The sequence below is a fragment of the Methanofollis fontis genome, from assembly GCF_004297185.1.
Classification (GTDB): Archaea; Halobacteriota; Methanomicrobia; order Methanomicrobiales; family Methanofollaceae; genus Methanofollis; species Methanofollis fontis.
On sequence record NZ_PGCL01000001.1, the window covers coordinates 259,546 to 284,765 of the forward strand.

At 65.2% G+C, this 25,220-nt stretch carries 29 protein-coding genes; 14 read left to right on the forward strand and 15 right to left on the reverse strand.

Going from position 1 to position 25,220, the window contains the following annotated elements; all coding sequences use genetic code 11:
* Positions 1 to 73: 73 nt before the first annotated feature.
* On the reverse strand, positions 74 to 1,609 hold the full coding sequence (locus tag CUJ86_RS01230) for a methyl-accepting chemotaxis protein (protein ID WP_165394718.1): 1,536 nt from the start codon (positions 1,607 to 1,609) through the stop codon (positions 74 to 76).
* A 365-nt stretch (positions 1,610 to 1,974) separates the two neighbouring features.
* On the opposite strand from CUJ86_RS01230, the gene CUJ86_RS01235 reads away from it, so the two are divergent.
* Genes CUJ86_RS01235 through CUJ86_RS01245 form a run of 3 tightly spaced genes read left to right on the forward strand, consistent with a single transcriptional unit; the run spans position 1,975 to position 2,869 of the window.
* The gene (locus CUJ86_RS01235) at positions 1,975 to 2,316 is read left to right on the forward strand and encodes a hypothetical protein (RefSeq protein WP_130645747.1); all 342 of its coding nucleotides are present in this window, start codon (positions 1,975 to 1,977) and stop codon (positions 2,314 to 2,316) included.
* Positions 2,316 to 2,648, forward strand: a complete 333-nt coding sequence (locus CUJ86_RS01240) for a hypothetical protein (protein ID WP_130645748.1) — start codon at positions 2,316 to 2,318, stop codon at positions 2,646 to 2,648. The genes CUJ86_RS01235 and CUJ86_RS01240 overlap by 1 nt, the downstream gene beginning before the upstream one ends.
* Entirely contained in the window at positions 2,645 to 2,869 is a 225-nt protein-coding gene (locus CUJ86_RS01245) for a hypothetical protein (RefSeq protein ID WP_130645749.1), read from the forward strand. The genes CUJ86_RS01240 and CUJ86_RS01245 overlap by 4 nt, the downstream gene beginning before the upstream one ends.
* Positions 2,870 to 2,902: 33 nt before the next feature.
* Here CUJ86_RS01245 and CUJ86_RS01250 read toward each other — a convergent pair whose 3' ends face one another.
* Together CUJ86_RS01250 and CUJ86_RS01255 are read right to left on the reverse strand one after the other, a co-directional pair.
* A complete protein-coding gene (locus CUJ86_RS01250; protein WP_130645750.1) occupies positions 2,903 to 3,310 on the reverse strand; it encodes a methyltransferase family protein in 408 nt (135 codons plus the stop codon).
* Between the two features lie 217 nt (positions 3,311 to 3,527).
* Positions 3,528 to 4,199, reverse strand: coding sequence for a MarC family protein (locus CUJ86_RS01255; RefSeq protein WP_130645751.1), 672 nt, complete (start codon positions 4,197 to 4,199; stop codon positions 3,528 to 3,530).
* A 94-nt stretch (positions 4,200 to 4,293) separates the two neighbouring features.
* On the opposite strand from CUJ86_RS01255, the gene CUJ86_RS01260 reads away from it, so the two are divergent.
* The gene (locus CUJ86_RS01260) at positions 4,294 to 5,103 is read left to right on the forward strand and encodes an esterase/lipase family protein (RefSeq protein WP_130645752.1); all 810 of its coding nucleotides are present in this window, start codon (positions 4,294 to 4,296) and stop codon (positions 5,101 to 5,103) included.
* A 5-nt stretch (positions 5,104 to 5,108) separates the two neighbouring features.
* Here CUJ86_RS01260 and CUJ86_RS01265 read toward each other — a convergent pair whose 3' ends face one another.
* Positions 5,109 to 5,372 carry a hypothetical protein gene (locus CUJ86_RS01265; protein ID WP_130645753.1) on the reverse strand — a complete coding sequence of 88 codons (264 nt, stop codon included), beginning with the start codon at positions 5,370 to 5,372 and terminating at the stop codon, positions 5,109 to 5,111.
* A gap of 87 nt (positions 5,373 to 5,459) precedes the next feature.
* On the opposite strand from CUJ86_RS01265, the gene CUJ86_RS01270 reads away from it, so the two are divergent.
* The gene (locus tag CUJ86_RS01270) at positions 5,460 to 6,158 is read left to right on the forward strand and encodes an epoxyqueuosine reductase (RefSeq protein ID WP_130645754.1); all 699 of its coding nucleotides are present in this window, start codon (positions 5,460 to 5,462) and stop codon (positions 6,156 to 6,158) included.
* A gap of 8 nt (positions 6,159 to 6,166) precedes the next feature.
* On the opposite strand, the gene CUJ86_RS01275 is transcribed toward CUJ86_RS01270, so the two are convergent.
* Positions 6,167 to 6,934: a DUF169 domain-containing protein gene (locus tag CUJ86_RS01275; protein ID WP_130645755.1), complete on the reverse strand. Its 768-nt coding sequence runs from the start codon at positions 6,932 to 6,934 to the stop codon at positions 6,167 to 6,169.
* Between the two features lie 121 nt (positions 6,935 to 7,055).
* Between CUJ86_RS01275 and CUJ86_RS01280 the strand changes: the two genes are divergently transcribed.
* Positions 7,056 to 7,928 (forward strand): PHP-associated domain-containing protein, encoded by an 873-nt coding sequence (locus tag CUJ86_RS01280; protein ID WP_130645756.1) that lies wholly within the window; start codon positions 7,056 to 7,058, stop codon positions 7,926 to 7,928.
* A gap of 3 nt (positions 7,929 to 7,931) precedes the next feature.
* Here the strand turns inward: CUJ86_RS01280 and cls are convergent, their stop codons facing one another.
* The 5 genes from cls to CUJ86_RS11950 form a co-directional block, all read right to left on the reverse strand.
* A complete protein-coding gene (cls, locus tag CUJ86_RS01285) occupies positions 7,932 to 9,362 on the reverse strand; it encodes a cardiolipin synthase (RefSeq protein ID WP_130645757.1) in 1,431 nt (476 codons plus the stop codon).
* A gap of 491 nt (positions 9,363 to 9,853) precedes the next feature.
* Positions 9,854 to 10,768 (reverse strand): DNA adenine methylase, encoded by a 915-nt coding sequence (locus CUJ86_RS01290; protein ID WP_130645758.1) that lies wholly within the window; start codon positions 10,766 to 10,768, stop codon positions 9,854 to 9,856.
* A gap of 62 nt (positions 10,769 to 10,830) precedes the next feature.
* Positions 10,831 to 11,607, reverse strand: coding sequence for a glycosyltransferase (locus CUJ86_RS01295; RefSeq protein WP_165394719.1), 777 nt, complete (start codon positions 11,605 to 11,607; stop codon positions 10,831 to 10,833).
* On the reverse strand, positions 11,604 to 12,422 hold the full coding sequence (locus CUJ86_RS01300; protein ID WP_130645760.1) for a UbiA family prenyltransferase: 819 nt from the start codon (positions 12,420 to 12,422) through the stop codon (positions 11,604 to 11,606). The genes CUJ86_RS01295 and CUJ86_RS01300 overlap by 4 nt, the downstream gene beginning before the upstream one ends.
* Positions 12,423 to 12,429: 7 nt before the next feature.
* Complete coding sequence (locus tag CUJ86_RS11950) at positions 12,430 to 13,017, reverse strand: TetR/AcrR family transcriptional regulator (protein WP_130645761.1); 588 nt, start codon at positions 13,015 to 13,017, stop codon at positions 12,430 to 12,432.
* Positions 13,018 to 13,104: 87 nt separating this feature from the next.
* On the opposite strand from CUJ86_RS11950, the gene CUJ86_RS01310 reads away from it, so the two are divergent.
* A complete protein-coding gene (locus CUJ86_RS01310; RefSeq protein WP_130645762.1) occupies positions 13,105 to 13,698 on the forward strand; it encodes an HD domain-containing protein in 594 nt (197 codons plus the stop codon).
* Here CUJ86_RS01310 and CUJ86_RS01315 read toward each other — a convergent pair.
* Entirely contained in the window at positions 13,671 to 15,524 is a 1,854-nt protein-coding gene (locus CUJ86_RS01315) for an MASE3 domain-containing protein (RefSeq protein ID WP_130645763.1), read from the reverse strand. The two genes, CUJ86_RS01310 and CUJ86_RS01315, sit on opposite strands and share 28 nt — an antisense overlap.
* Complete coding sequence (locus tag CUJ86_RS01320; protein ID WP_165394720.1) at positions 15,521 to 17,230, reverse strand: response regulator; 1,710 nt, start codon at positions 17,228 to 17,230, stop codon at positions 15,521 to 15,523. Before CUJ86_RS01320 ends, CUJ86_RS01315 begins: the two co-directional genes overlap by 4 nt.
* Positions 17,231 to 17,456: 226 nt before the next feature.
* On the opposite strand from CUJ86_RS01320, the gene CUJ86_RS01325 reads away from it, so the two are divergent.
* Positions 17,457 to 18,074, forward strand: coding sequence for a hypothetical protein (locus tag CUJ86_RS01325; RefSeq protein WP_130645765.1), 618 nt, complete (start codon positions 17,457 to 17,459; stop codon positions 18,072 to 18,074).
* On the opposite strand, the gene CUJ86_RS01330 is transcribed toward CUJ86_RS01325, so the two are convergent.
* The gene (locus tag CUJ86_RS01330) at positions 17,965 to 19,542 is read right to left on the reverse strand and encodes a PEP/pyruvate-binding domain-containing protein (RefSeq protein WP_130645766.1); all 1,578 of its coding nucleotides are present in this window, start codon (positions 19,540 to 19,542) and stop codon (positions 17,965 to 17,967) included. The genes CUJ86_RS01325 and CUJ86_RS01330 overlap by 110 nt on opposite strands.
* 13 nt (positions 19,543 to 19,555) lie before the next feature.
* Positions 19,556 to 21,538 carry a DUF47 domain-containing protein gene (locus tag CUJ86_RS01335; RefSeq protein ID WP_207231368.1) on the reverse strand — a complete coding sequence of 661 codons (1,983 nt, stop codon included), beginning with the start codon at positions 21,536 to 21,538 and terminating at the stop codon, positions 19,556 to 19,558.
* Positions 21,539 to 21,611: 73 nt separating this feature from the next.
* Between CUJ86_RS01335 and CUJ86_RS01340 the strand changes: the two genes are divergently transcribed.
* From CUJ86_RS01340 to CUJ86_RS01355, 4 genes are all read left to right on the forward strand, one after another.
* Positions 21,612 to 22,124, forward strand: coding sequence for a flavodoxin domain-containing protein (locus tag CUJ86_RS01340; protein WP_165394721.1), 513 nt, complete (start codon positions 21,612 to 21,614; stop codon positions 22,122 to 22,124).
* Positions 22,125 to 22,289: 165 nt separating this feature from the next.
* The gene (locus CUJ86_RS01345) at positions 22,290 to 22,499 is read left to right on the forward strand and encodes a TOBE domain-containing protein (RefSeq protein ID WP_130645769.1); all 210 of its coding nucleotides are present in this window, start codon (positions 22,290 to 22,292) and stop codon (positions 22,497 to 22,499) included.
* 67 nt (positions 22,500 to 22,566) lie between these two features.
* Positions 22,567 to 23,187: a class I SAM-dependent methyltransferase gene (locus tag CUJ86_RS01350; RefSeq protein WP_235855538.1), complete on the forward strand. Its 621-nt coding sequence runs from the start codon at positions 22,567 to 22,569 to the stop codon at positions 23,185 to 23,187.
* 46 nt (positions 23,188 to 23,233) lie between these two features.
* Positions 23,234 to 23,467 (forward strand): DUF2795 domain-containing protein, encoded by a 234-nt coding sequence (locus CUJ86_RS01355; protein WP_130645770.1) that lies wholly within the window; start codon positions 23,234 to 23,236, stop codon positions 23,465 to 23,467.
* A 127-nt stretch (positions 23,468 to 23,594) separates the two neighbouring features.
* On the opposite strand, the gene CUJ86_RS12115 is transcribed toward CUJ86_RS01355, so the two are convergent.
* Positions 23,595 to 23,765 (reverse strand): hypothetical protein, encoded by a 171-nt coding sequence (locus tag CUJ86_RS12115; protein WP_235855539.1) that lies wholly within the window; start codon positions 23,763 to 23,765, stop codon positions 23,595 to 23,597.
* Between the two features lie 78 nt (positions 23,766 to 23,843).
* Here CUJ86_RS12115 and CUJ86_RS01365 point away from each other — a divergent pair, with 78 nt between their 5' ends.
* Complete coding sequence (locus CUJ86_RS01365; protein ID WP_130645771.1) at positions 23,844 to 24,656, forward strand: hypothetical protein; 813 nt, start codon at positions 23,844 to 23,846, stop codon at positions 24,654 to 24,656.
* Between the two features lie 78 nt (positions 24,657 to 24,734).
* On the forward strand, positions 24,735 to 25,217 hold the full coding sequence (locus CUJ86_RS01370) for a hypothetical protein (protein WP_130645772.1): 483 nt from the start codon (positions 24,735 to 24,737) through the stop codon (positions 25,215 to 25,217).
* The last annotated feature ends 3 nt before the right edge of the window (positions 25,218 to 25,220 follow it).

Here is a 25,220-nt window from a genome sequence, read left to right on the forward strand (position 1 = left end):
GCCGTATGATTGAGGGCAGGAAAAAGAGGAGAGAGGAGGGAAAAGAGACTCCTGGGCGGAAGGGTCCTGGATTTCAGACGACATCCCCCTCCAGACCCTGATCCAGCACGGACACAAGGGCACTGGATTCGTGCAGCGTCTTTCCAATCTCAACGACTGAAGCACTCGTTTCCTGCGCAAGGGCGGCGAGATCCTCCATCTGTTTCTGGAAGCTCATCGTCATCTCTGCCCCCTCACTCACGTTTGATACGACGGAAAAGGCGATTTCCGCCTGATCTTCGATCGATGACGTGATGGCGCAGATGTCCTCCCTCACCTGCTCGGCGCTCTGGATGATCTTGTTCAGGCCGAGGAGGGCGGCATTGACACTGGCAACCCCCTCAACAATCTCCGCGTTGGCGGCCGTGATCGCTTCAGCCGTCTTTCCGCTGCTTTCCTGGACATTTGAAACCACATTTTCGATTTTTTCTGTCGCCTCTCTCGCCTCACCGGCAAGTTTCTTCACCTCACCGGCAACGACGGCGAAGCCCCGTCCATGAACGCCCGCCCGCGCCGCCTCGATTGCAGCGTTCAATGCCAGAAGATTGATCTGACGTGCAATCTCATTGATGATCTTCACGACGGAACTGACCCGCTGTACCTGTTCGGTGAGAGCATGAATCTCCTCGACACTTCTCCTCGCAATCTCTTCGACCTTCGCCATCTTTGTATTGGCATCGTCTCCAGCGATCTGGGCCTCTTTTCCGAAGTTGACAACATTCATTGCGCTCTCAAGAACTTCAGACGATTTTTTCTCGATATTCATCGTCGAAGAGGAGAGTTCACCGATCTGCCTGTTGATGTCCTCGATTTTTTCATAGAGCTGCTGCGTTCTGCCGGTCGCCTCCTGCGTGGTGATGGCAACATTTTCCGAGGCCCTTTCAATCTCATGGGAACCCCGACTCACCGTTTCGGTGTTGCAGCGAATTTCCTGCATGATATCTTTCATTTCAGCGACCGTCTGCGAGACCTGGATCCCGACGGCGTTCACCGACTCTTTCAAGCGTTGAAAATCCCCTGTAACAACTATATCGTCGCTGAAACGGACGGAATAGGCCCGGGCACAGTAGGCATCAAGTACAGCCGCGGTCTCGGAGAGCGGGACGGTGCAGGCATCGAGCAGGGCATTGATCTCTTCCGCCATTCTCCCCCATGAACCGGAAAACCGTGACCCATCGATACGGGCATGCATCTGCCCTGCAGATACCGCATCATTCAATCCCTCCACCTCATGCTGCATGTCAGATATGAGCATGAGGCAACGGTTGAGGTTACCGGTGACAATGGCATATTCGCCAGCATACTCCCCTGTGATCGGTCCGGTCATCTCGCCGTCAACGATCTGCCCGAGATGTGCGGACACCACTCTGAGGGGGGCGGCAACCGTTTCCAGGGTCAGATTGCAGTCGCCGATCAGGTCGGACCAGACACCCGGAACAGCGGTTGCATCCGCCCTGATATCGAGGTTTCCGTCCAGGGTGCCCTGTGAGATCGCCCTGATTGCATCGGCAACCATCGAGAGCGTGGCGGTCGCCTGGTTGATCTGGTCCACGACCCCCTGCGTCTCCACAGAATATTCTCCTTCTATTGATCCGGGTTGCTCTCCCCGGACGATTTTTGCAACAAAATCCATCAATAATCGGTTTTGAAGCATCAACTCTGAATCGTCCTCCATACCCTTCGCCACACCGAGCAATTATAATCATTAATATTTAAATGTTGATATTCGTAAGGGCACATAATGACGAGGGTTCGTCAAGAGAGGGAGTGAAATTAAATGATATTAATAAAAATCAGAATTTTTATCCTCGAAGATATGAAAATCAATATATATGATATCGAACATAGCGAGAGAATGTTTATCTGCAGAGATATAATTTCCAGCAGATGTTCTTCAAATAGGCGTCATGGTGACAAATTACGGAGGTCTGGAAGATGGTAATTGAAATTTTATCCTACAAAACCAGTGTTCTCAACCCGCTCCTGAAATTGGTCGTTCCCGTCATGTTTCTCGCCGGGACATACCTCTTCTATCAGGCGCAGAACAAGTACGGCGGCAACCTCAAGAAGATCGCCACATTCCTGATGTGGGGAGGGGTGACCGGGTTTATTGCGACGGCGTTCAGGTACGGGGGCGACTATTTCGCCCAGTACAAATGGGGTGAAAGCACCCTCTTCCTGCTCTTCGCCCTGATCAGTCTCTTCGTTGCATATCTCGTGTACACGAAGTTCATGGAGATCGCCGAGGCCTTCGGGATGGCAGGGGGCGACGAGTGATGATCGACATGCTGGACTATGAGACCAGTCCCCTCAACCCCCTCCTGAAGGTCATCGTCCCCCTGATCTTCCTGGCGGTGACGGGCATCTACTTCGCCGCCCGGCGGCACTATGACGGGGCCATCAGGTCGTTCATCGACATGCTGATGCTCTTCGCCCTCTTCGCCACGATCTCCGGCGTCCTCAGGTTCCTGGGCCATGGCACCGATTTCGGGTTCACGAAGGATTATTCCCTGAAATGGATTCAGAGCCTCGCATATGTATTTGAAGCCGGATTTTTCATCCTGGCAGGGTATAAACTGCTCCACCTCTTCGGGGGGGATGACGAATGAGCGGTTACGCAGAGAAGATCATCGGGATTCTCGAACCGAAGATCGGCGCTGCGATGGCAAAAACCGCCCTGAAGACCCAGTGTAAAAAATGCGGCATCACCCCGGAGAACATCTCGGCGGGCGACCTCCCGAACCTGGCCGACAGCCTGTATGCCCCCCTCAAGGTGTTTGCAGGCGACGCATTTGCGCAAGGGATGGTGGATCAGATCAGGAAGATCTGATCGCCGGCTTTTTTTAAGGGGCACGAAACAGCCCTAGACCCAGCGGCGCACCCGCCCCATATACCGCCGGTAGTCATCGCCGAACTGCTTGATCATCCGCCCCTCCTCATAGGGGATGAAGTGGAAGTTGAGCACCAGGAAGACGAAGAGCGGGCCGGCAAAGGAGAGGAGGTTTGCGAAACAGCAGACGCACAGCCCGATATGCGCAACCACAAACCCGACATACATCGGGTTTCTGCTGTAGCGGTAGAGGTCGTCGGTGACCAGGCAGGTGGTCTCCTCCCGGTAGCTCTCCGTGGTGCCGCACGCCACGAACACCCGCCAGGCGCGGATGATGATCCAGAAACCGGCGGCGATAGGGAGGAGACCGATGCGGTTCCAGGGGAGAGTAAGGAGGTTATAGGACGGGAAGAGGAGGAAGAGGACGAGGCTCGCCCCCATCCCGAGTTAGAGATAGGTCGGCGGGATGTGAAGGTTCATGGAGAGGAGTCTGGTCTGCAGATCGATTGAACCTTCGGAGCACCAGGTTGCCAGAACAACTGTTGTCATGGCGAAACGTATGCCTGAGCGCGCCCCTGTTGATACCATGACCGCCGGATGGAGGCATGAGAAAGGCGCGGCACGGGCAGGGCGGGGGCGGCTGAGGGGGGCACTCCCCTCAGGAGAGGTGCGCCTTGACAAAGGAGGCCGCCATATCCCCGGCACCTTCGGCGAACATCTGGACGGCGATGCCGAGCAGGATGATCCCGAAGACCCGCACCACGATCTCGAGCCCCTGTTTGCCGAGCACCCGCATGATGGCGTCGGAGGCGAGGTTGCAGAGCACGATCAGGAGGCAGACAACGGCCACGACGGCTACGGCCGGTATCAGATAGCCCCCGGCGATCGCCTGCTGGCCGTAGAGCACCGAGACGGTGATCGTCGCCGCCCCCACATAGATCGGGATGACCAGGGGCACCAGGATCGTCGGGATAAAGGCCTCGGCGGCCTTCCAGGGGGTGGCGGCGCCCTTGCCCGAGGTGGCGGCGTGCACCCGTTCGGTATGGGTGCCGCTGATCATCGAGAGGGCGATGGTGAGCAGGATGATGGCACCGGCGATCTGGAAGGCGGGGAGGGAGATCCCGAAGAAGGAGAGGGTCGAGGAGCCGAAGAACATGCAGAGCAGGATCGTGGCGAAGATCACCGGGCCGAGGAGGATGGCGACAGCATGACGGATGCGGGCGTTCGCCAGGTCGGTGGTATAGGTGATGAAGAAGGGGATGTTGCCGATCGGGTTTGCGATGGCGAACAATGCCGCAAAAAAGGCGGCGACAAAGGCGGCCTGATCCATACGAAATCTGGTGCGGAAGCCCTATTGAAGGTTGTGAATTGTGCCGGGGGGAGAAGAAGGTTTAACGGGGGTGACCACCAGAGTCTGGACTCGCGTGAGAGGGAGGAGAGGGGTTCCGGTGGTGCTGGTCCATGGCTGGCGGAGCCATCCGGGGATCTGGAAGCCGATGATGATGGCGCTCGATCGGGAGGGATACCGCTCGTTCGCCTTCGATCACTCCGGGATGGGCGATGAGGGGCCGGACGAGATCGCACGGGCGTTGCAGGAGTACATCAGAACGGTGCGGGATGAGATCGGGTATTCCGGACCGGTGGACCTGGTCTGCCACTCGATGGGGGCATGCATCGCACGCTACCTGCTCGAGGTGATCGACGGCGGGCGGCGGGCTGAGCGGGTGAGGAGGCTGATCGCCCTCGGTCCGCCGAACAACGGCTCTGCCATGGCCGAAATCTTCCACGACCCCGTCCATGGCCCCGAGATCCTGCAACGGCTTGCCGGGGTCTTCGTGCCGCGCCGCTACGACCCCCTGGAGGACGTGATCGTCCAGGCCTTCAGGCCGGGCAGCCCCTTCCTCGCCCGCCTGGCCGCGGCAGGGCAGCGGGAGGGGACCGACTACCGCCTGATCCTGACCGAGAACCGGACAGGGGACCCGGCGTTCTTCCCCTTCTTTGACGGGAAGACCTGGGAGCGGGGGGCGGACGGGGCGTGGCGGACCACCCATGCTGGCGACGGCATCGTCCCTCACGCCGATTCAGTGATCCCGGGCGCGGGAGTAGAGGTGCTCGCACCGGACCCCGGGAGCGGTGGCGACCCCTCGGCCTACTGCCATCTCCGCCTGCCGCAGAACCCGGAGGTGATCGGGCGGGTGCTCGCCCGTCTCGCCGTTCCGCCGCCCGGGGATTGAATGGTTCAGTCCCGCTCGATCTCGCCGCCGGCCTCCCGGATCGTCGTCTCGATCTGCTCCAGCAGCCGGGCATTGTGGGTGGCATAGTCCAGCATCGGGAAGCCGCCGACAAGGGGGATGGGCTTGAAGATCGCAAGCGGGGCGACGCCGTTCCTCTCCGGGCTCTCGTTGGGGGCGATGATGGCAGTCGTGCCATCCGCCCAGACAGCCAGGTTCCCGTAGCCTTGGGCGTCCCAGATTTTTGTGATGATCTCGCGTGTGTTCAGCATGATACTCCAAGAAGAGAAGAGGCACGATGGGGTTATCAACCTTCTGAATCCGGGAAAGTTCTTGCCGGCCGCCGCCCCATATCTGCCATGGATGACCTCACCACCCGGATCCGGGGACATCTCCTGGAGAACGGCGCCTCTGTCGCCGGGATCGCCGACCTCTCTCCTCCGGGGCTGAGTCCGGAGCTCGAACTCCGGCGGGCGGTGGTATGGGGGATCGCCCTGGACCCCGCGGTCGTGCGGGGGCTTGCGGCGGGGCCGTCTGAGGACTACGGCCGCGAGTATTCCGCCGTCAACAGACGGCTTGCGGCGCTGGTTCCGGGCGTGGCGGACCTCATCTCGGGGGCGGGCTTTCGGGCCACGGCCGTCGACCCCACCACGGCGGCATTTGACATGGCCACCCTCTCGGCCGGTTTCCAGCACAAGACCGCCGCCACGCGGGCCGGGCTCGGCTGGGTGGGGAAGTGCGCCCTGCTCGTCACCCGCCGCTACGGATCGGCCGTCCGTTTTGCATCGGTGCTCACCGACGCCCCCCTGACCGCCGACACGCCGATCGAGCGCTCCTCGTGCGGCCCGTGCGAGGGCTGCCGGACCGCCTGCCCGGCCTCGGCCGTCTCGGGGCTGGAGTGGCGGCCCGGGCTGGAGCGGGACGCCTTCTGGGACAGCCGGGCATGCCATGCCCATTGCCGGCAGGTCGCCGACGAACTCGGCCTCGAGCACCCCATGTGCGGGGCCTGCATCGTCGCCTGCCCCTGGACGCAGCGATATCTTGCGAGAGAAGAGTAGGGGGCCCTTCACCCCCGCCGTTCCGGGAAGGCCACCCTCGGCCGCCTGAGCACAAAGGAGGCCTCCAGGTTCTCTGCCATCCGCCGCGCCACACCGATCGGGATGCCAATGCCCAGAACGTCCGCAGGAAGGGCGTAATTCACCGTGGGGTCGGTGGGGCCGAGGAAGGCGGTCTCCGCCGGGGCGCCGGCCGTCATTCCGGCAGGATAGGAGACGAAGGTCGCACACGCCGGCCCCCAGGGGGCGATCACCGGCGAGAAGGGGTCGGGGCGATCGAAGTGGACGAGGGCGGCGATGTTTCGGACGGCCTCGGCGGTGCCGAGGAGACAGAGCGAACGGACGGCGGCATCGTCTGTCACCTCACGGCAGGGGCGGAGGAGCAGGTAGCGCCCCGGCGGGCTGACCGGTCCTGCCCGTGCAAAACAGGCATCGACAAGGTCGGGATCCGCCTTCAGGTATTCGGCCGCCCCGCCTCGCACATCGGCCCGCCCGGTAGAGACAAACCAGCGGATCTCATCGGAACGCTCCACAAGCCCCATGTGGGCAAGCCCCCCGGGGCAGCAGCCCCGGTCCGCATCCCCGCCAAGATAGAGCCCATCTGCCCCCGTTGCCCCGGAGGCCAGGCGGTAGAGGGAGACGGCGATGCAGCGGTGGACCGAGGGGAGGGGGACGGCGCCCTCCGGCACCTCATCGACACCGCAGACGGCAATCGGGAGGGTTGAAAGCCCAAAAGCGGCGGAAAGCCGCTCACCAATCTCTGAAACTCCGGACATCATCGACCTCTCAGAGGGAGATGGGTCGGTCCCGCCCATAAGCCCTCCGCCGGCGGTGCCGCATATGATACCCTTTTGCTCCCTGAACACCCATCCCCCTCTGTCAACTCCAAGGAGCGAGCATATGCCAGACGACGCCACCCTCCCCCCTATTGCGTTCAGACGCCCGGACGCCGCCGGGATCAGGCGGTGCGGACTGCTGCCGGCCGACCTGCACGTCCACACCCGCCACTCCGACTCATGGACGCGGGTGAGCGACGCCCTGCGGCTGGCAAGACAGCGGGGGATCGGGCTCGCCATCACCGATCACAACCAGATCGGCGGGGCCCTGGAGGCCGAACGGGCCGGCATGGGGGTGCCGCTCATCCCGGGGATCGAGGTGAGCGCCGCCGACGGCCCGCATATCCTTCTCTACTTCTCCTCCACCAACGACCTCCGGGAGTTTTACCGGGCCCATATCGAACCACAGAAAGGCGAGGGCCCCTGCCTGGCCATCGGCCTGACCACCGCTGAAATTCTGGACGCCCGCGAGGGCTACCACTGCGTAGCGGTCGAGGCGCACCCCTGCGGCTACGCCTTCCTCAACCGCGGGGTGGAGCGCTGTATCGCCAGCGGGTGCGCCGACCCCGGGATCTTCTCCCGGTTCGACGCCCTGGAGGTGATCTGCGGTGGTATGACCCGTTCCCACAACCTGAAGGCGGCGGCGCTCGCTCACCGCCACGCCCTGGGGCGGACGGGCGGGACGGACGCCCACCTCCTCCACGACATCGGGAATGTCGTCACGTGCGCACCGGCCGAAACGGCGGAGGAGTTCCTGGAGGCGATCCGCTCCCGGGCGACGCGGGTGGTCGGACAGGAGAAAAATATCCTCGCCAGGGCGGCGACCGGCACCGCCGCCCTCCCCCACCACATCCCCTACGCCCTCCCTATCCTGAAGAGACGCTGCGAGGAGTGCGCCCCCCTCCTCGGGGCATACCTCCGCTCCCGCCTGAACTGAGGGTCACCCCAGGGGCGAGAAGAGTCGGGAGATCGATTCCTTGATCCGGATCCAGCGGGGGCGATCCGCGTATGCCTTCGGCGTGATCTCAGTGCAGTGCGCCAGGTCGCCCTCAAAACGCCGGCGCAGGTCGCCTGCCACGGCCGTATCATAGAAGAAGGCGTTCGCCTCGAAGTTCAGCCGGAAGCTCCGCACGTCCCAGTTGGCGCTCCCCACCGATCCGGCGGTGCCGTCGACCACGATCGTCTTGGCGTGGATGAAGCCGTTGTCATAGGTGTAGACCCGCACCCCGGCGTCGAGGAGGTCGGCGGCAAAGGAGAGGCTGGCCCAGTAGACGAAGGGGTGGTCGGGTTTGCAGGGGATCATCACCCGCACGTCCACGCCAGAGAGGGCGGCCAGCCTGAGGGCGTCGGTGACGCTCTCGTCCGGGATGAAGTACGGGCTCTGGAGATAGACCGATTCGCGGGCCGAGGTGATCAGCTTCAGGTAGCCCTCCTTGATCGGGTTCCAGCGGGTGTCCGGGCCGCCAGCGACGATCTGGATCGGTGTGCCCCCCTCCCCGTGCATCTCCGGGAAATAGGCCTGATTGAATTCCGGGTACTCGCCGGTCGTGAAGTTCCAATCCAGGCAGAAGCGGAGCTGCAGCAGGTTCACCGCCTGCCCGCGGATCTGCAGGGCGGTGTCCCGCCAGTAACCGAGGGGACCGGTGCCCAGGTACTCGTCCCCGATGTTGAAGCCGCCGATGAAGCCAACGGTGCCGTCGATGACGGCGATCTTCCGGTGGTTGCGGTAGTTCACCCGCACATACGAGGGGAAAAAGACCCCGATCCGCCCGCCGGCATCGGTGAGTTCGTGAAAGGCCTTTTCCGATCCCCCACCGGCGCGGGTGCCCATGGCGTCGAAGAGGAGGCGGACCTCGACGCCCTCCCTGGCCTTCTCTGCGAGGGCGGCGATGATCTCCCTCCCGAGGGCGTCGTTGTTGATGATGAAATATTCCAGGTGGATGTGGTGGCGGGCCGAGCGGATCGCCTCGAAGAGGGCATCGAACTTCTCCCGCCCGTCGGTGCAGATGCTCACCTGATTGCCCTGGGTGAGGAGGGCGCGGTTGTTCCTGAGCAGGGTGAAGATGGTGCTGCGGTAGGCCTCGGCTGCGGGGGTGGAGAGGCGGTAGCGGCCGTCCACCATGGAGCGGTGCTGCTCCTCGAAGTATTTCCAGAGCGCCAGGTCGTCCTTCTCCTTGAGGGTGAACAACCGCTGCCTGGTGTAGTTCTGACCGAAGATCAGGTAGAGGGCAAACCCGATGGGCGGCAGGAAGACCAGCACCATCAGCCAGGCCATGGCGGCCGTGGGGTTCCTGCGCTCGAAGAAGACGACGACGATGGCGAAGAGGATGTTGAAGAGGAAGATCAGGTTCAGGATCAGGGAGATATCCACGGGATCACCCCCTGCCTGCCGGGCCGAAAACACCCGGATTTGAGATATTCTGCAGCATTACATCTATTCTGCCGGTCTGCGGCGCCGCATAAACCCCCTCAGGCATCTCCCTTCTCCGCCGTCCCCATACCGGGGACAGAGAGGATATCTTCGGCAAGGCATTAATGATTATTGCCGTCCGGCCCGAAAGCACACGATTCCAGGCCTTCTGTTCACGGACGGCGACCCCGACGTGCTCGTCATGGTGCTCGTGGTGGCCCTGACCGGGCTTGTGATCCTGATGGTCGTCGGCGGGGAACCGGGGAGGAGGCAGGAGGAGGACCGCCACCACGAAGGGAGTGGATGAAGCATGACAGAACCATTCGGACAGAAGATGGCCGCCCCCCCACAAACCGTCCCGTGGCCTCAGTGTCGATAACAAGCGCCGTGCCGTCAGGCAGGGATGAGGCGGGCATCGTCACCGGGAATCTGGAGGGGAAGGGGATACACCCTCAATAATTCCTCACAATAATCTCGTTGATCTCCCCCCGCCCCCCCGCGTCCGAGTTGATCATCCGGCGAGCCGGCACCCGCTCGATCCGAAAACCCGCATAGATCTCGTCGAAAAAATTGTCGGCCGGGTCGATGTTGCGGGGGTCGGAGTTGGAGAGCATCAGCTTCGCCCCCCGGGAATCACACCTGGCAAAGAAGGCGGCGAGGCGGCGCTGCTCGGCATCCCCGAAGGCGTTCCGGGAGTACTGGGTGAAGGAGGCGGTCCGGCTCAGAGGGCGGTAGGGCGGGTCGAAGTAGACAAAGGTCCCCGCCCCGACGTACCGCCCGGCCCTGGAGAAATCGCCCAGGTGGATGCGGGTGTTCTGGAGGCGCTCGGCATCGGCCCGCAGCACCTCCGGGTAGAGGATCGTCGGGTTTGCGTAAGTGCCGAAGGGCACATTGAACCCCCCCTTCGAGTTCACCCGGAAGAGGCCGTTGAAGCAGGTGCGGTTCAGGAAGAGCAACTGCGCCGCCCGCGGCACCCAGGCCCGGCTGTAGCGGCGGAAGTTCATCCCGGCCCGCCCCCGGTTGAACTCCTCCCTGACCGCATAGTAGAGGGCCTTTCTCTCCCCCTCATCGCCGTCCAGGTACTCCCCGGCCAGGGCGGAGAGGGCGTCGATGAGGCCATCCACGTCCCGCTGCACCACGGTGTAGGCGAGCACCAGCTCCTCGTTGGCGTCGAAGATATGGCACTCCTCGAAGGGGAAGAGGCCGGAAAAATGGAAGTAGACCGCCCCGCCGCCGACAAACGGCTCCACGAACCGGGTAATCTTCCCGTCCCCCAGTTCGGGGGGGATGCGTTCGGTGAAGGCGTCCAGCAACTGGGTCTTCCCGCCCGCCCACTTCAGGAACGGACGTGCACGGCATTGCGGCATGGTGGGGCTCTCCTGGAGGAGTATGGGGGGGCAGGGAATTTAGGCATGCTGGATGGGGCCTTTCACGGCAGCCTCAGCCCCGCAGCGCCGATCCATTGCCGGAGGTCATCGATCCGCTGCCGGATCTCCGCCTGGGGGAGGCGGGGGGCAGGGCGACGGTAGTGGAGCAGCGCCCGCTCGTCCCGGCCCAGGTGGTAGTGGCAATAGCCCCGCAGGTAGGTCACCGCATAGCCAAGCACCCCGGTCATCCGGCGGGCCGAGGTGACCACCGCGATATGGGGGTCATAGCAGCACCGCTCCCCCTGCAGGCGGAGGGAAAGGTCATAGTCCTCCAGGATCGAGATCTCCCGGTGCCCCCCAGAACGCTCATAGGCCTCCCGCCGCACCGCACAATTCGAGCCGATGAGCCAGTAGAAGCCAAAGGGGTGGAGCAGGCGGTAATACCCCCGCCAGAGGCGGGTGACGCACGAGCAGAGGGTGGGGCGGGAGAAGCGCACCGGCCCGGTGCAGACGGCATAGCCGCGGACAGTGCAGGCGGCATGGATCCGCTCCAGCCAGTCCGGGGGGCAGCGGGTGTCCGCATCGGTGAAGACCAGGATCCGCCCCTCCGCCGCCTCCGCCCCGTCCCGGCGGGCACCCCCGATCCCGGAGCGACGCTGCACGAAGACCCGGTCGGCCATGGCGGCCGCTACCCGCCGGGTGCCGTCGGTCGAGCCCCCGTCCACAACGATGATCTCGTACATCCCGCGGGGGAGGCTCTGGTTGGCGAGCGAGGCCAGACAGCCGGCGATCCTCTCCTCCTCGTCGAGCGCCGGGACGATCACCGAGATGGGCTTCACGGCCACGACCCCCGGGAGCCAGGCGAACGCACCTGAGGGAGCAATCGGCGCAGCCCCCAGACCGGGTAGAGGACCAGGAAGGCGAACGTCGCCGCATGCACCGGCAGAGGGAGGGGGAAGAGAGCGGCGGCCGCCTCCAGCGCCGCCACCGAGAGGGCAACCAGGAAGGCGACGGCGTACACCCCGCCCATCCGCCCGATCCCGACCACCGTCGTCGGTGTGGTGCCGGCGTCCTGCTCATAATCCAGCACCTCGTGGACGACCAGGGCCTCGCAGCAGACCAGGGTGGCGATGAGGGCGCCGGCGGTCGGCAGGGAGAGGAGGGGGGGAACCGCACCCCCCGCCAGGGTATAACCCGCATAAAAGGGCAGCCCACCGAACATCAGCCCGTGGCAGAGGATATCGACGCCGAAACGGTCCTTGAGGCGGAGGGGCCGGACCGAGTAGGCAGTCAGGGCGGCGAGGCTCGCCAGGGTGAACACCCAGCCGGCGGGCGTCATGAACAGGGCCAGGGCCAGGGGGAGGGCGGCGAGCAGGGCGCAGAAGAGCCACGCCTCACGCCGCCCGAGCGTGCCGTCCGCACAGGGGTTCGTCCCGGCCGCCATCTTCCCGGCATGGCGGCGGTCGATCGCCGCATCGGCCAGGTTGTTGACGGCAAAGCCGTAGGCCGTCACCAGGACAAAGATCACGAACACGGGGAGGAGGCGGGGGGAGAGGCCGGCGGCGCAGAGGGCGCCGACCAGGGGGAAGAGGGGATAGAAGCGGATCCAGTCCCCGGTCCTGAGCATGCGGCGGTAGCCGTCGAGGGGGGCCATGGTCTGCTCACTCCCGGCCCGCAACGAGCCCGGACCACATCATGCGCACCGCCTGATCGATGACCACCTCGATCTCCTCCTGCAGCCCGCCCAGGGCGTGGAGGTGGACGAGCATGAAGTTCGGGTACCAGAAATGGGCCAGGAACACCTCCCGCCCCACGCCGGGAAAGAGGCCGCGGGCCTTCGCCCGCCCGAAAAGATCATCGAGGCCAGGTATAGGGAGGAGGGCTCTTTTTCGGAGGTTTTCAACCGTCCCGGGCATCGTGAGCGCCTGCTCGAAGAGGAGACTCTGTTTCGGGTTGGCAAACATCCAGGCGAGCACCCGCCGCTTCACCGCCCGGATCTGCTCGTCCACCGGCGTCCCGGGCCGGATCGCCCCCTGCACCTCGTCGGCAATCGAGCGCAGGACCGAGGCCTGGACCGTCTCGACCAGGTCCTCCTTGGTCCGGAAATAGCGGAAGAGCGTGCCTTCGGAGACGCCTGCCCGGCGCGAGATCTGCTGGGTCGGTGTGGCGTGCACCCCCTGGACGGCAAACAGGTCGAGGGCCGCCTCCAGAAGCGCCCTTCTCTTCTCCTCGGATAATGGTCGGCTCATCTGATCTCAGAATAAATGAGTGAGTGTTCACTCATCAATCTTCCCCATACACGCACCCTTATCCCCTCCCGCCGGAAACCTCTGGATATGGACGAGATCAGGGCTCATGTGCAGGCGGCGCTCGGGGAGGCCGGCGCCCACGGCCTCGACCACACCCTCCGGGTCACCAGCCTCTGCGAGGAGATCGGGCGGGCCGAGGAGGCAGATATGGAGATCCTCATCACCGCCGCCCTCTTCCACGACATCGCCCGCCCCCTGGAAAAGGAAACAGGCATCCCCCACGAGGAGGAGGGGGCGCGGATCGCCGCCGATTACCTCCGCTCCAGGGGCTGGGACGAACGGCGGGTGGAGGCGGTCGCCGCCGCCGTCCGCACCCACCGCTACCGCTCGGACCGCCGACCCGGGGGTCTGGAGGCGCAGATCCTCTCTGACGCCGACAAGCTCGACGCCATGGGGGCGGTCGGGATCGCCCGCACCTTCCTCAGGGCCGGCGAGCACGGCGGCGGGATCCCGGACGGCACCGAACACATCCACGAGAAACTCCTGAACCTCCGGGAGCGGATCCGCACCCCGGCCGCGCGGGAGATCGCCGAACAGCGGCACGCCTTCCTGGAGGAGTTTGTCGGAAGGCTGGAAGGGGAGATGGGGGCGGATCAGCCCTCCGCACCCCTCCGGAAATAGCCGGGGGGCACCCGGATCACAAACCGCGCCCCCTCACCCGGGGTGCCGCACTCCTCGATCGCCGCCCCGGTGATCGCCAGGATCTCCTGCACCAGATAGAGCCCGAGGCCATGGTTCCGGCCATACCCCTGCCTGAAGATCAGGCCCTTTTCCTCCTCCGCCACCCCCTCGCCATCGTCCTGGCAGACGATCGAGAGTGCACCGTCCTCCCCGGCCTCCGCGGAGAAGCGGATGGAGGTCACGTGCCCGCCGTGGATCACGGCATTGTCCATGAGGTTCGAAAACACCCTGGGCAGCATCGGGTCGGCATAGACCTGCACCCCCTCCAGGTCCGCCGTCACCGCCACGCCTGCGAACTGCGGTGAGGAGCGGGCATACCTCTGGATGATCTCCCCGGGTGACTGCCAGAGCGGTTGTTTCACTCCCATGTCCTGGTAGTCCCGGCTGAACTCGATGTCCTGCCTGATACCGGAGAGCAACGCCCCCAGGTTCTCCAGATAGAGCGTGCGTTTTTCCTCCGGGGAGTCCGCGATCAGCTCCAGGTACATCACCGCCGCCGTCACTTCGTTCATGATGTCGTGGCGGGTGATGCTGTTGAGAATATTCAGCTTCTGGTTCGCCCGCTCCAGGGCCGCCGCCGCCCGTTTCCGCTCGGTGATGTCCTCTCCCAAACTGAGGGTGCCGGTGACCGCACCAGACTCGTCCCTGAGCAGGGCAGTATGCCAGAGGATCTGGCGCTCCTCCCCGCCGGCGGTGATCACCCGTCCCTCCACCTCCTGCCCGGCAGCCCCATCCCCGGCCATCAACCGGAAAAAGAGCGTTCGCATCTCCTCCCGGCCTTCGGGCGGCAAGAAGCGCTCGAACCAGTCGGCTCCGACCATCTCCTCCCCGGCATACCCCAGGATCTCGCACGCCCGGCGGTTGACCAGGCGCACCCGCCCCTCACGGTCGAGCACCAGGAAGATCACGCCGGAGACCGAGAGATACTGCCCCAGGCGGTTGCGCTCCTCCCGCACCTCCCGCTCCCGCTCGGCCAGGTCCCGGAAGATCACCTGATAGGGCCTCCGGAGACCGGTGACCACCACCCCCTGGTAGATCAGGGCAAAGGAGACGATCTTGCAGAGGTGGCCAACCAGGTTCGAGAAACCGTAGACGCTCACATAGAAGGTGAAGGCCAGTTCGGCGGCGATAGAAAACCCGATCGCCAGCAGCACCAGCGAAAAGACGCGGGGCTCGAAGGCGGACCGGTGCCGCCAGAGGAGGAGGGCGGAGAGGGCGAAGAGGGCGGAGATCAGGTACTCGCTCCCAACCTTGAACGGGGTCAGCCCCGAGCCCACGATATAGCAGTCCGGGAAGAGGCCGGCAAAGATCAGGACGAGCAGCAGCAGGCTGACGGCGGCATATACCAGGAATTCGATTCCGGGGCGCACCCACCGCCCGAAGAGCAGGGCGGCGGTGACCAGGGTGACCGACTCCAGGTAGCGGGCGGCGATCCAGAGCTGCGTCGGGAGGTTGGCGTCATACCCCACAAAGATGTTCATGCCCGCATAGGCCAGGGTGTGGACCAGGTCGATCCCGCCGATGAAGAGGTAGGCCACCCCGATGAAGAGGAGATAGGTGTTGTCGATATAGGCGCGGCTGTTCCAGGCGATGATGAAGATAGCACCGGCGATGAGGATGCTGAAGAGTTCGGCCAGGGTATGGAAGAGCAGATAACTGTAGAGGGATGTGAGGGCCGTCAGCGCCAGAAAAAGGCAGAGCACTCCGAAAAACAGGCGGTCACCGGCATCATTCCCGGACGGGAGGGGCGGAGAGGCGGCGGTCATGCCCCCTCCAGAGGGCGGCGGGCCGGCACCTGTTCAGGATCAGGGAAACGGACAGAGACCGCTGTTCCCCCCTCCCTGACGACGGAGAGGCTGCCATGGAGCCCTGACCGGACAAGCTGGAGGACGCCCTCCGGGATCTCCCGGCCATCCCCACCCTCCACCGTCAGGAGATACCCCTCGATACCCCTCTGCAGCCCGATGCGGAGCCGCATCCCGGCCCCATCCCGCAGGGCGGAGGTGATCAGTTCGTTCAGCACCAGAGTGACGGCGATCGCCGTCTCCTGGTCGAGGCTGATCTCCTCCACGTCCAGGTCATGGGCCCCCGCGCCAGGGCACGCCGCCGCCAGCGCACTGAAATGGGGGCGCATCTCCACCCGCCCGTTTTTAGTGCTCTCATAGACCAATGAGAGCGCCCGCACCCTGCCTTCGCACTCCTTCAGGTGCGCCTCCGCATCCCCGGGATCAGAGGCGTCCGGCCGGATCAGCCCGGAGAGGGCCCGGAGGCCCTTCAGCACCCGGCGATCGGCCCCCCCAAGAAGGGCGGATTTCTCCTTGAGGGTTTCGAGGAGATCATCCTCGGTCTGTCTGCGCTGCGTGGTCTCGACGCAGAAGACAACGGTGGTGAGGTCGTGGGTGACGGAATCATGGTCCACGACCGCCGAGAGGTCGAGGCGATAGGCCGATCCGTCCGGGCGGACGGCCGACACCTCGCCGTGCCACTTCCCGTCCGAGCGGAGGGCCGGGGAGATCGTCTCTTCCCAGACGTCCCGACTCAGGATGTCCGCGAGATGGACCGTCGTCGCCGGATCCAGACCCATGATCCCCCTGGCGGCGTCGTTGAGAAAGGTGACCGAACCGTCCTGTTGTGCGATCAGGCAACCGACAAAGACCGACTCAAGGGTGCGCTTGAGGAGGCACTGTTTCCTCTGCTCTGTCGAGGGGCGGGCGACGGCGACATACATCCAGATCGCACCCGAACTCTCGGCGATCGGGGAGATGGAGAGGTCGATCGGGACCGTCATCCCGTCCTTTCGCAGGCACCGAAACGGAAAATGGTCGAGGCGGTTTCCCCCGTGAATATGGGCCGCGATCTCCCGGGCGTCCGCCTCACACCCCCGTGGGATCCATTCGTTGATCTGCCGCCCCACGGCCTCCCGGGCGGGAACCCCGGTGAGGAGGGATATCGCCGGGTTCCAGGAGGTGACGGTGCCGTCCGGAGTGAAAAAGACGATCAGGTCGTCCGAGGTATGAAAGACCCGGCAGATCAGGCCATGCTCCCGTTCCCGCGCCGCCTCCGCACGCTGCCGCCCCACGGCGTTCCGGATCAGGTGGGCGAGTTCGGCAGAGGTCACCTCCAGATCAGGTCCCTTGCGGTGGTAGCCGGCGGCACCCATCCCGAGCGCCCGGCGGATCAGGTCGTCGTGGGAAAAACCAGTGCTGAGGATGAATGGCATGTGGGGGTGATGCTCCTGAACGTGATCGAGAAAACAGAGCCCATCCATCACCGGCATACGGTAGTCAGAGACCACGGCATCATAGATGCGCTCGTCCAGCAGGCGAAGGGCGCGATCGCCGGATCGTGCGGTTTCAACGCGTATATCCCCGGTCTCCTCGAGATAGCACTTTGTCAGGTCGAGAAAATCGGGATCGTCATCGATCACCAGCACTGTTATCGGCCTGGAGGGAGAATCGGCGTCAGGAACCATGCGTGTATCACGTCCGGGGGACCGGCAGCGGTGCGGCGCGATCCATACACCCATGTGAGGGCACCACCCAATAAAGGTTGTTTATCAGGTATTTCCCGCCGAACGCACGATCCAGAGGGGGCTCCTGGCGCATTCTGCGACAATGCAGAGAGCACATGGGCCGGGCCGCACTTTCGCACCCCGCACACGCCTCCCCCTGATAACGGTCGGAGGCCCACCACCACCCATGGAGGACTCCTATCCGTTCCCCCTGTATTTCAGGCGCCAGACTTTCACCGTCGTCATCGCCGGGGCCGACCTGATCGCACCCTCGGTGCAGGGTTTCTGCCGCCGGCGGGGGGTCTACCCCATCTACATCTGTGGCAGGCGTCACCCCCTCCTGGACGTGCTGAGCGGGGGGATGGGCAACGCCCTGGTCCGCCCGGTCCCGGACGCCGCGGGGGTGCTCGCAGAACTGGAGGGGATCGGGCGGGGGGCAGCGGTGATCGAGTACGATCCCGCCTGGCCTGAGGAGGACGGGGACGCCGCCGGATGCCTGGCCGTCCGCCTCCGCTGCCTGGTCCACGAGGGAGGGGCCACCATCGTGCTCGTGACCACCCGCCCGGACGCCGCCGCCCTGGACCTGATCGCACCGGCCGACCGGGGATATTACCTGGAGACGATCCCGGTGAACCGGCGGGGGCAGGACCTGCCGCCCGAGCAGACGAGCCTCGCCGACTACGGGGTGCAGGGGTTCAGCCCCCCGACCAGCCCTCCGCGACCTCCAGCAGGTCCAGGGGGCGCTCCTCCACGACCGCCACCTCCCCGGCATACACCTGCCCGCTCCCGCCGTCCAGGGAGATGACGTCCCCCTCGGAGAGGGACTCACCCCCGATCAGGCAGCGGTGGTTTTTCCGGTCGATGCTCAGACCCGCACAGTTCACGATGCAGACCCGCCCCATCTGGCGGGCGACCACGGCGGCATGGGAGGTCCGCGACCCCCGGGCAGTGAGCACGCCCGCCGAGAGCCCGACCACCGGCAGATCGTCCGGGGAGAGGATATCGCAGACATAGATCACCGGACCCCGTTCGGCCGCCCGCTCCGCCGTCTCCGCCGAGAACACCGCCGCACCCGAGACGACACCGCCCGAGGCCGGTGTTCCGGCGGCGAGCGGAGGGGTGTCCGGCACCGGCACCCGCACCAGGAGGGTGTCCAGGTCCACCTCCCGGAGGCGCTCGCGCCCCTCGGCGGCGGTGATCACCCCCTCCCGCCAGAGGTCGACGGCGATCCGGAGGGCGGCCAGCGGCGCCCGTTTGCCGCTCCGCGTCTGGAGCAGATAGAGGGCGCCCTCCTGCACCGTGAACTCGAAGTCCTGCATATCCCGGAAATGCGCCTCCAGGATCCGGGCTGTCCCGGCGATCCGGCGGCAGACCTCGGGCATCGTGCGGCGCAGCCCCTCCTCGGAGGCGGCTGAGACGGCGCCCGAGACCACGTCCTCCCCCTGCGCCCCGAAGGCGAAGTCCACCAGGGCCCCGGGCTCCCCGGTCCAGGGGTTGCGGCTGAAGCCCACGCCGGCACCCGAACGCGGCCCGATGTTTCCGAAGACCATCGCCTGCACGCAGACGGCGGTGCCCCCCCCGTCGCGGATCAGGTTCATCTGGCGGTAGGAGAGCGCCCTCGGCCGCATCCAGGACTCGAGCACCGCCACCGTCGCCGCCGTCAGCTGGGCATGGGCGTCCGCCGGGAATGCCGCCTCCCCCTCCTCCTCCACGGCCGCCCGGACAAGATCCCGGAGCGAGAACGAGTCCAGCCCGGCCAGGGAGGGGACGCCCGCCGCCTGAAGCGCCCGCTGCTGGAGCCCGGCATAGACGGCGGGGTCGCGGCCGAGCACCGTGGTGCCGAAGTTCTGCACGAACCGCCAGCAGGAGTTCCAGGCAAACCGCGGGTTGCCGGTCAGGGCGATGAGGCCGCGCACCGCATCCGGGGTGAGCCCGACGTCCAGCACCGTCTCCATGATCCCGGGCATCGAGAGGGGGGCGCCCGAACGGACCGAGACCAGGAGGGGACGGGCGCCGCCGAACGAGAGATCGGTGGCCTCCTCCAGGAAGGCGATCCCCCGCCCGAGCAGCCCGGGGACGTCGGGGGGGAGCACGCCGCCGTCCCGGTGGAACTCCTCGCAGATCTCCACGTTCAGCACGAATCCCGGCGGCACCGGTATGCCCAGGGCGGCCATCTCTGCCAGCCCCGCCGCCTTGTTCCCGAAGGCGCCGGCCGGCACCGGTTCGCGGGCCGTATGCCCGAACATCGCCATACGGGGCATCTCTTCCCTCACACTCCTTCACCCCCTACCTGCTGAAGCTCTCCAGCGTCATATCCCGCATGATATGGGCGGCCTTGCGCTGGGCGTTGGTCGCCCGCTCAATGCTGCATGCGCACTCCATGGCGAGCCAGAACTCCCGGCAGCCGCCCCCCCTCGCATACAGCGCCTTCTGAAACCCCCTCAGCGCCTCGTCGCACTCCTCCTCGAGCAGGATCAGGCGGTCGATCGAGGAGAGCAGCGGCTTCATATCGGCTCTGCTCCCGCTCTGGTGGAACTCGCCGGCGGCCATGACCATCCGCAGCAGTTCGCGGCTCCCCTCCAGGGCGATCCCGGCAAGGCTGGCGAGTTCGGCGACCACCCCCGCATCGGCCTCGAAGGACCGGGGCAGGGAGGTGTAAAAGGAGGTCTGCTCAAGGGCGTCGATGACGTCGTCCATTGTGCCGATGAGGGGGGCGAAGAAGGTGGATACGTTCATCCGTTCGGCGAGCGAACGCACCGAACTGACGATGCCGTCGGCGCTGCGCTCCCATTCCTTCACCCGCCGGGCACTGCGGGCAAGCCCCTCGCCGTCCGCCCCGCTCATCACCGAGAGGAAGGAGGCCTGAAGGTCGGTGGCCGCCTCGACGACATAGGTGGCGTGCTCCTCGCAGAGGTCGATGAGGCGTTCGTGGACCGACCTGAAGTAGCGGGCCAGATCGGCCCTGATCTCGTCCTGGATCAGGAGGTGCGAGCGCCGCTCCGCCAGCCCCTCCTTCGCCGTCCTGAGCACGCCCTTGATGAACTCCACGGCGTTCTCCCGCCCCAGGATCCGGTGGAGGGGCTCGCCGTAGCGCATGTTCGTGCTCCCCACCACCTCCAGGGCACTGTAGATCAGGGTCTCCCCGCCGAGCTGGAGAAAGGCGCGGTGCCCGATCTCGTTCTCGGCCGCCCACCCGAGCACGGCCAGCACGTCCTGCCTGGGCAGGAAATAGCGGAGGCGTTTGCGGGCGCGGTTCCAGTCGATGAGAAAGACAAGCCTGGAGCCGAGGTGACGGAGAAACGCCTGCAGGTCCTCCCCGTCCCGGGCGGCATAGGTGCCGGTGGTCATCAGGTAGGTGCCCTTCTCAAAGCCCTCGCCGGCCGCACGGGAGCGGGTGTCCTCCCAGTCCATCTCCCACCCCTCGAAGAGGCCCCGGAAGAAGTCCAGCCTGGGCATGTGGATATCGGTATAGACCACCGATGCCCGGCGGTCCCGCACATAGATGACGAGCACGTGGGCGTCGGTGAGCCCGATGTCGTTCTGGATCACCAGGCGGTCGTCGGTGCGGGTGGCGGTGGTGCCGAGACCCGGATGATCGAACTTCAGGGAAGCGGTGCGGTTGAGCCCGGCCATGAACGCCGCCACCAGGGGGCGATCGGCGTCCTTGAGCAGGGAGGCGCGTGCCCCATCGATCGTCTCGGAGGCGAGGCCCGCCTGGAGGGCGTTCAGCCGCCGGTGCAGGTCGAGCACCAGCAGGTGGAGGCTGTCGCCGGCGGTGCGGTCCCCGGAGGTGAGGCGCCGGATCGTCTCGCCGCTCAGGATCTCGTTTTCGGCGGCGGGCAGATCGGCGAGGAGGGCGGAGAGCCGCGCTTCGAGCGCCCCGTCCCCCTCCTCCCCCATCAGCACCGGGCGGGCCATCGTCACCATCGCCTCCCTGACGGCGGCCATGATCTCGGCAGCGGCCGGGATGCGGTAGGTATCCGGGCCCGGGCGTTCGGCGCCGGCGACGACCTGGTCGAGGAGGGCGTTCTCGACCCCGGCCGCCTCCCGCTCACCCCTGAGCCCGGACCACTCCTCCTCGGGGGCGTCGGCGTGCGCCTTCGCCGCCTGAAGGAGCGTAAAATAGTATTTTACCCGGCCGTTCGCAACGAGAGCGGCATTCACATACTCAGGGATCAGGATATCCGATTCGCCGATCTCCCGGATGATCGAGGTCTTTCCGGTCATGGTCCCGCACCCCCAGGCATCGGAGAGAACAACCCCTCCCATACTATATAGGTGTCGGAGGGGGGACGCAAAGGTCCATTACCCGCCACATCCCCTGCTGTATCAGGTGAGAAGGATGGGGAAGAGTGTGCTCGTCACCTATGCAAGCCGCACCGGCACCACGGCCGAGATCGCGGCGACGATCGGAGAGGAACTGGAGCGGCACGGGCTGACGGCGGAGGTGGTCGGCACCGACAGGGCCGGCGCACTCGGAGGATACCGGGCGGTGGTCATCGGCAGCCCGGTGTATATGGGAAAACTCCTGCCCGATATCCGGCGGTTCGCCGGGGCGCGGGCCGACGACCTCGCCGCCCTCCCGGTCGCCGGTTTTGTCGTCGGCATACCCCTCGCAGAACCCACCCCGGAAAACCGGGAACGCGCCCAATCGCTCCTGAACGAGGCGATCAGCCCGACCAGGGCCAGGGACGTCGGGCTCTTTGCCGGCCGCCTCGATCCCGACCACCTCTCATTTGTGCAGAGGACGATCTGCACGATGATGAAGGCGGAGTTCGGGGACTTCAGGAACGAGGAGGCGATCCGCACCTGGGCTGCGGGGCTGCCGGCGGTGCTCGGGCTTGAGGGGGACTGAAGGCAGGAAAAAACCACAGATCAAAACGACCGCCTTAAAAACATACCAACACGCACACACGCATTGCGCACAGAATACCCGAGGATACGGGCCGGCAGATGAGAACCATCGGAAGTAACCACAACCATTATCCTATCCCATTACCATCATTCGCCGGTGATAAAAATGGAGATAAGCGCACGAAACGTGTTTACGGGAACGATCAAATCGATCTCGTACGGCGAGATCCTGGCCGAGGTCGTCATCGAACTCCCGGGAGGACTGGAGATCACCTCGCTCATCACGAAATCCTCGGCAGAACGGATGAAACTCACCGAGGGCACCGGCGTCTCAACGGTGATCAAGGCATCGAACGTGATGGTGGCCACCGACTAGGGCAGGGTACCGTTTTTCCTTTTTTGCCCGCTCTGTCCATTTCTCCGGAAGAACGGACCGAAAGGCGGTGATCGGCGTGCCGCAGCAGGTCTTTGAGGAGTTTGCCGAAGACTATGACGCCTGGTTCGAGGAGCACGCCGCCGAATATCGCGCCGAACTCGAGCGGGTCCGCCGCCTCGTCCCTCCAGGAGAGGGGTGTGCCGTCGAGGTGGGGGCCGGTTCGGGGCGGTTTGCCGCCCCCCTGGGGATCGGACTCGGGATCGAACCCTCCCTGGCCCTCGCCCGGATGACCCGGCAGCGGGGGGTTGAGGTCGTCCGCGGACGGGCGGAGGCCCTCCCCCTGCGGGATGGATCGTGTTCTCTGGTTCTGATGGTGACGGTCATCTGCTTCCTGGACGATCCTGCCAGTGCCCTCCAGGAGGTCCACCGGGTGCTCGCCCCCGGGGGGACGGTCGTGATCGGTCTCCTGGAGCGGGAGGGGAGGAGCGCCCGGACCTACCGGCACTCCAGGGAGAAGGGGAGATTTCTCTGCCATGCCCGCTTCTATTCGGCGGATGAGGTCATCTCCCTCCTCAGGGCGTGCGGGTTCTCCGTGGCAGGCATGGAGTCCATGCAGGGGTTCTGTGTGATCCGGGCAGGAAAACACACGGACCGATGTGCAACAACGCAGTCCGGGAATATTTATTAATATCTTCAGGCCAACCGGGAATCGTTCACGGGGGGTGAACACACAGATGAAAATGCCCGAACTGAAGATCCCGGAGTTCAAGATTCCGGGACTGGACTTTGGAAAATCGGATCTCGAAAAGTTCCTCGCCGGCGTGACCTTCCCGGCGAAGCGGGAGGACCTGATCAGGGTGGCGCGGGAGAAGAACGTCCCGGACGCCGTCATCAGCGCCATGGAAAAACTGCCGGAGAGGGAGTACACCTCCTCCGAGGACGTGGCCTCCGCCTTCGGGAAGATCTGAACGCCCTCTCCAGGGGTGAAGAGGTATCCGTCCCCCGCCACTCTTTTCCGGGGCGGAACCACGGGAGGAGGGCGTGCGCAGGACCGGCGGCGGGGACGGTGATCCTGGGGGGAGCTCTGCGGGATCCCTACAGGGGGAGGCCGAGCAGGGAGAAGACCCCCATCATCTTCAGCCCCATAGAGACCATGACGGCGATGAACACATACCGCAGCTCTTTTGCCGGGAGGCGGTGCGCCGCCCCCGATGCCGATGATGCCGGAGAGGACAGCCGATAAAGAGGAGAATAACGGCATTCCATGGCCTTCAAGACGCAAAAAGGGATAACCATAAAACCGCGTCCGCCGATGAACCTTCTGTATCCAGAGAGGGATCCATCATGAACCACCATCACGCTATCCTCTGCCTGCTGATCGTGGCGGCCGTCTGTTCGGCGCCCGCCGGCGCCGTGATCCTGGAGGTCACCGTCACCGGTGTCGTCGAAGAGGTCAGGCCGTCAGAGAACCTCATCGTCGCCAGCGCCGATGCGACCGTCGGACAGGAATACGGGAACGAGACTGTCCGGACGGTCTATGAACCGCTCGAACCGACGGTCATGATCGAATGTGCCCCGCCCGACCCGGCGGCGCTCGGGGTCATCAGTGCCGGAGATGCGGTCGCCCTCACCCTGCTCGGCGGCATGAACGGCCCCTGCATCGCCATCGGGAAACTGCAGGAGACGGCGAGCGGCGATCCGGTGATAACCGACCTGGTCGGGGATCCTGCCGCCATGCCGGTCCCGCTGGTCGGGGAGTATGCCCTGACCTATGAGGCCGAACCGGACTGCGCCAATGCCACCGGCACGGTCGCACCCGCCCTGTCCGTGAACGTCAGCCTGTATGCTGAGGGGATGGAGGTCTTCGAGAAGACACTTCTCCCGGGAGAGTCGTTCACCTGGAACGGCCGAAACGACGGATCGGCCGTGAACGTGACCTTCATCGGCGGTGAGGCTTCGAGCGCCTCCTGTCCGGGAAGCGAGGGGATCGTCGGCCCGCAGGCGGTTGCGACCTTCATCGTGGCCGTCACCCCGCCCATCGGCTCTGACCTCACCGTCCCGGAGACGACCGCCACCCCCACCGCGGCCCCCGGACTGCTGGCCCTGAGCGGCGTGGCGGCGCTGGCCGGTGCCGTGCTGCTGCTGCGCCGGGGCTGACGACCCCCCCTTTTCTCCCTTCACTTTCGGGCCGCACACGCCGCACCCTCACATAGGAGATGCGGACAACACACATCCATGAACAGGCGACCCTGCCCGCCCCTGCACATCAGGCGGGCCACCTTCACCCTTCTTGTGGCGCACCGGGAACAGATCGTCCCATCCATTCGGAAACTGGGACGCCACCTCGGGCCGCCGCCGGTGTATTTCTGTGGGCGCACCCGTCCGGTCCTGGACCTGATGGGCGGGACCTATGCGGAGGGGGTGGACGCCTGGCCGGTGCGGGACGCCGCCGAACTCCTCGCCATGCTCGAGGAGGTGGGGCGGCTGACAATCGTGGTGGAGCACGACCCTGCCCTCTATTACCCGGACCCCGAGCGGGCGGCGGCGGTGGGCCGCGCCCTTGCCGAACGGGTGCAGATGACCTGCGCCACGGTGGCCTATGTGGCGACACGGCAGGACGACTACCTGGAGGCGATCGGGCGCCAGGCGGGAGCGGTGGGGGACGCCTGGCGCGACCCCCTGCCTGAGGGTCAGCAGCGGCTCTTCGGGCAGGGCTGAGAG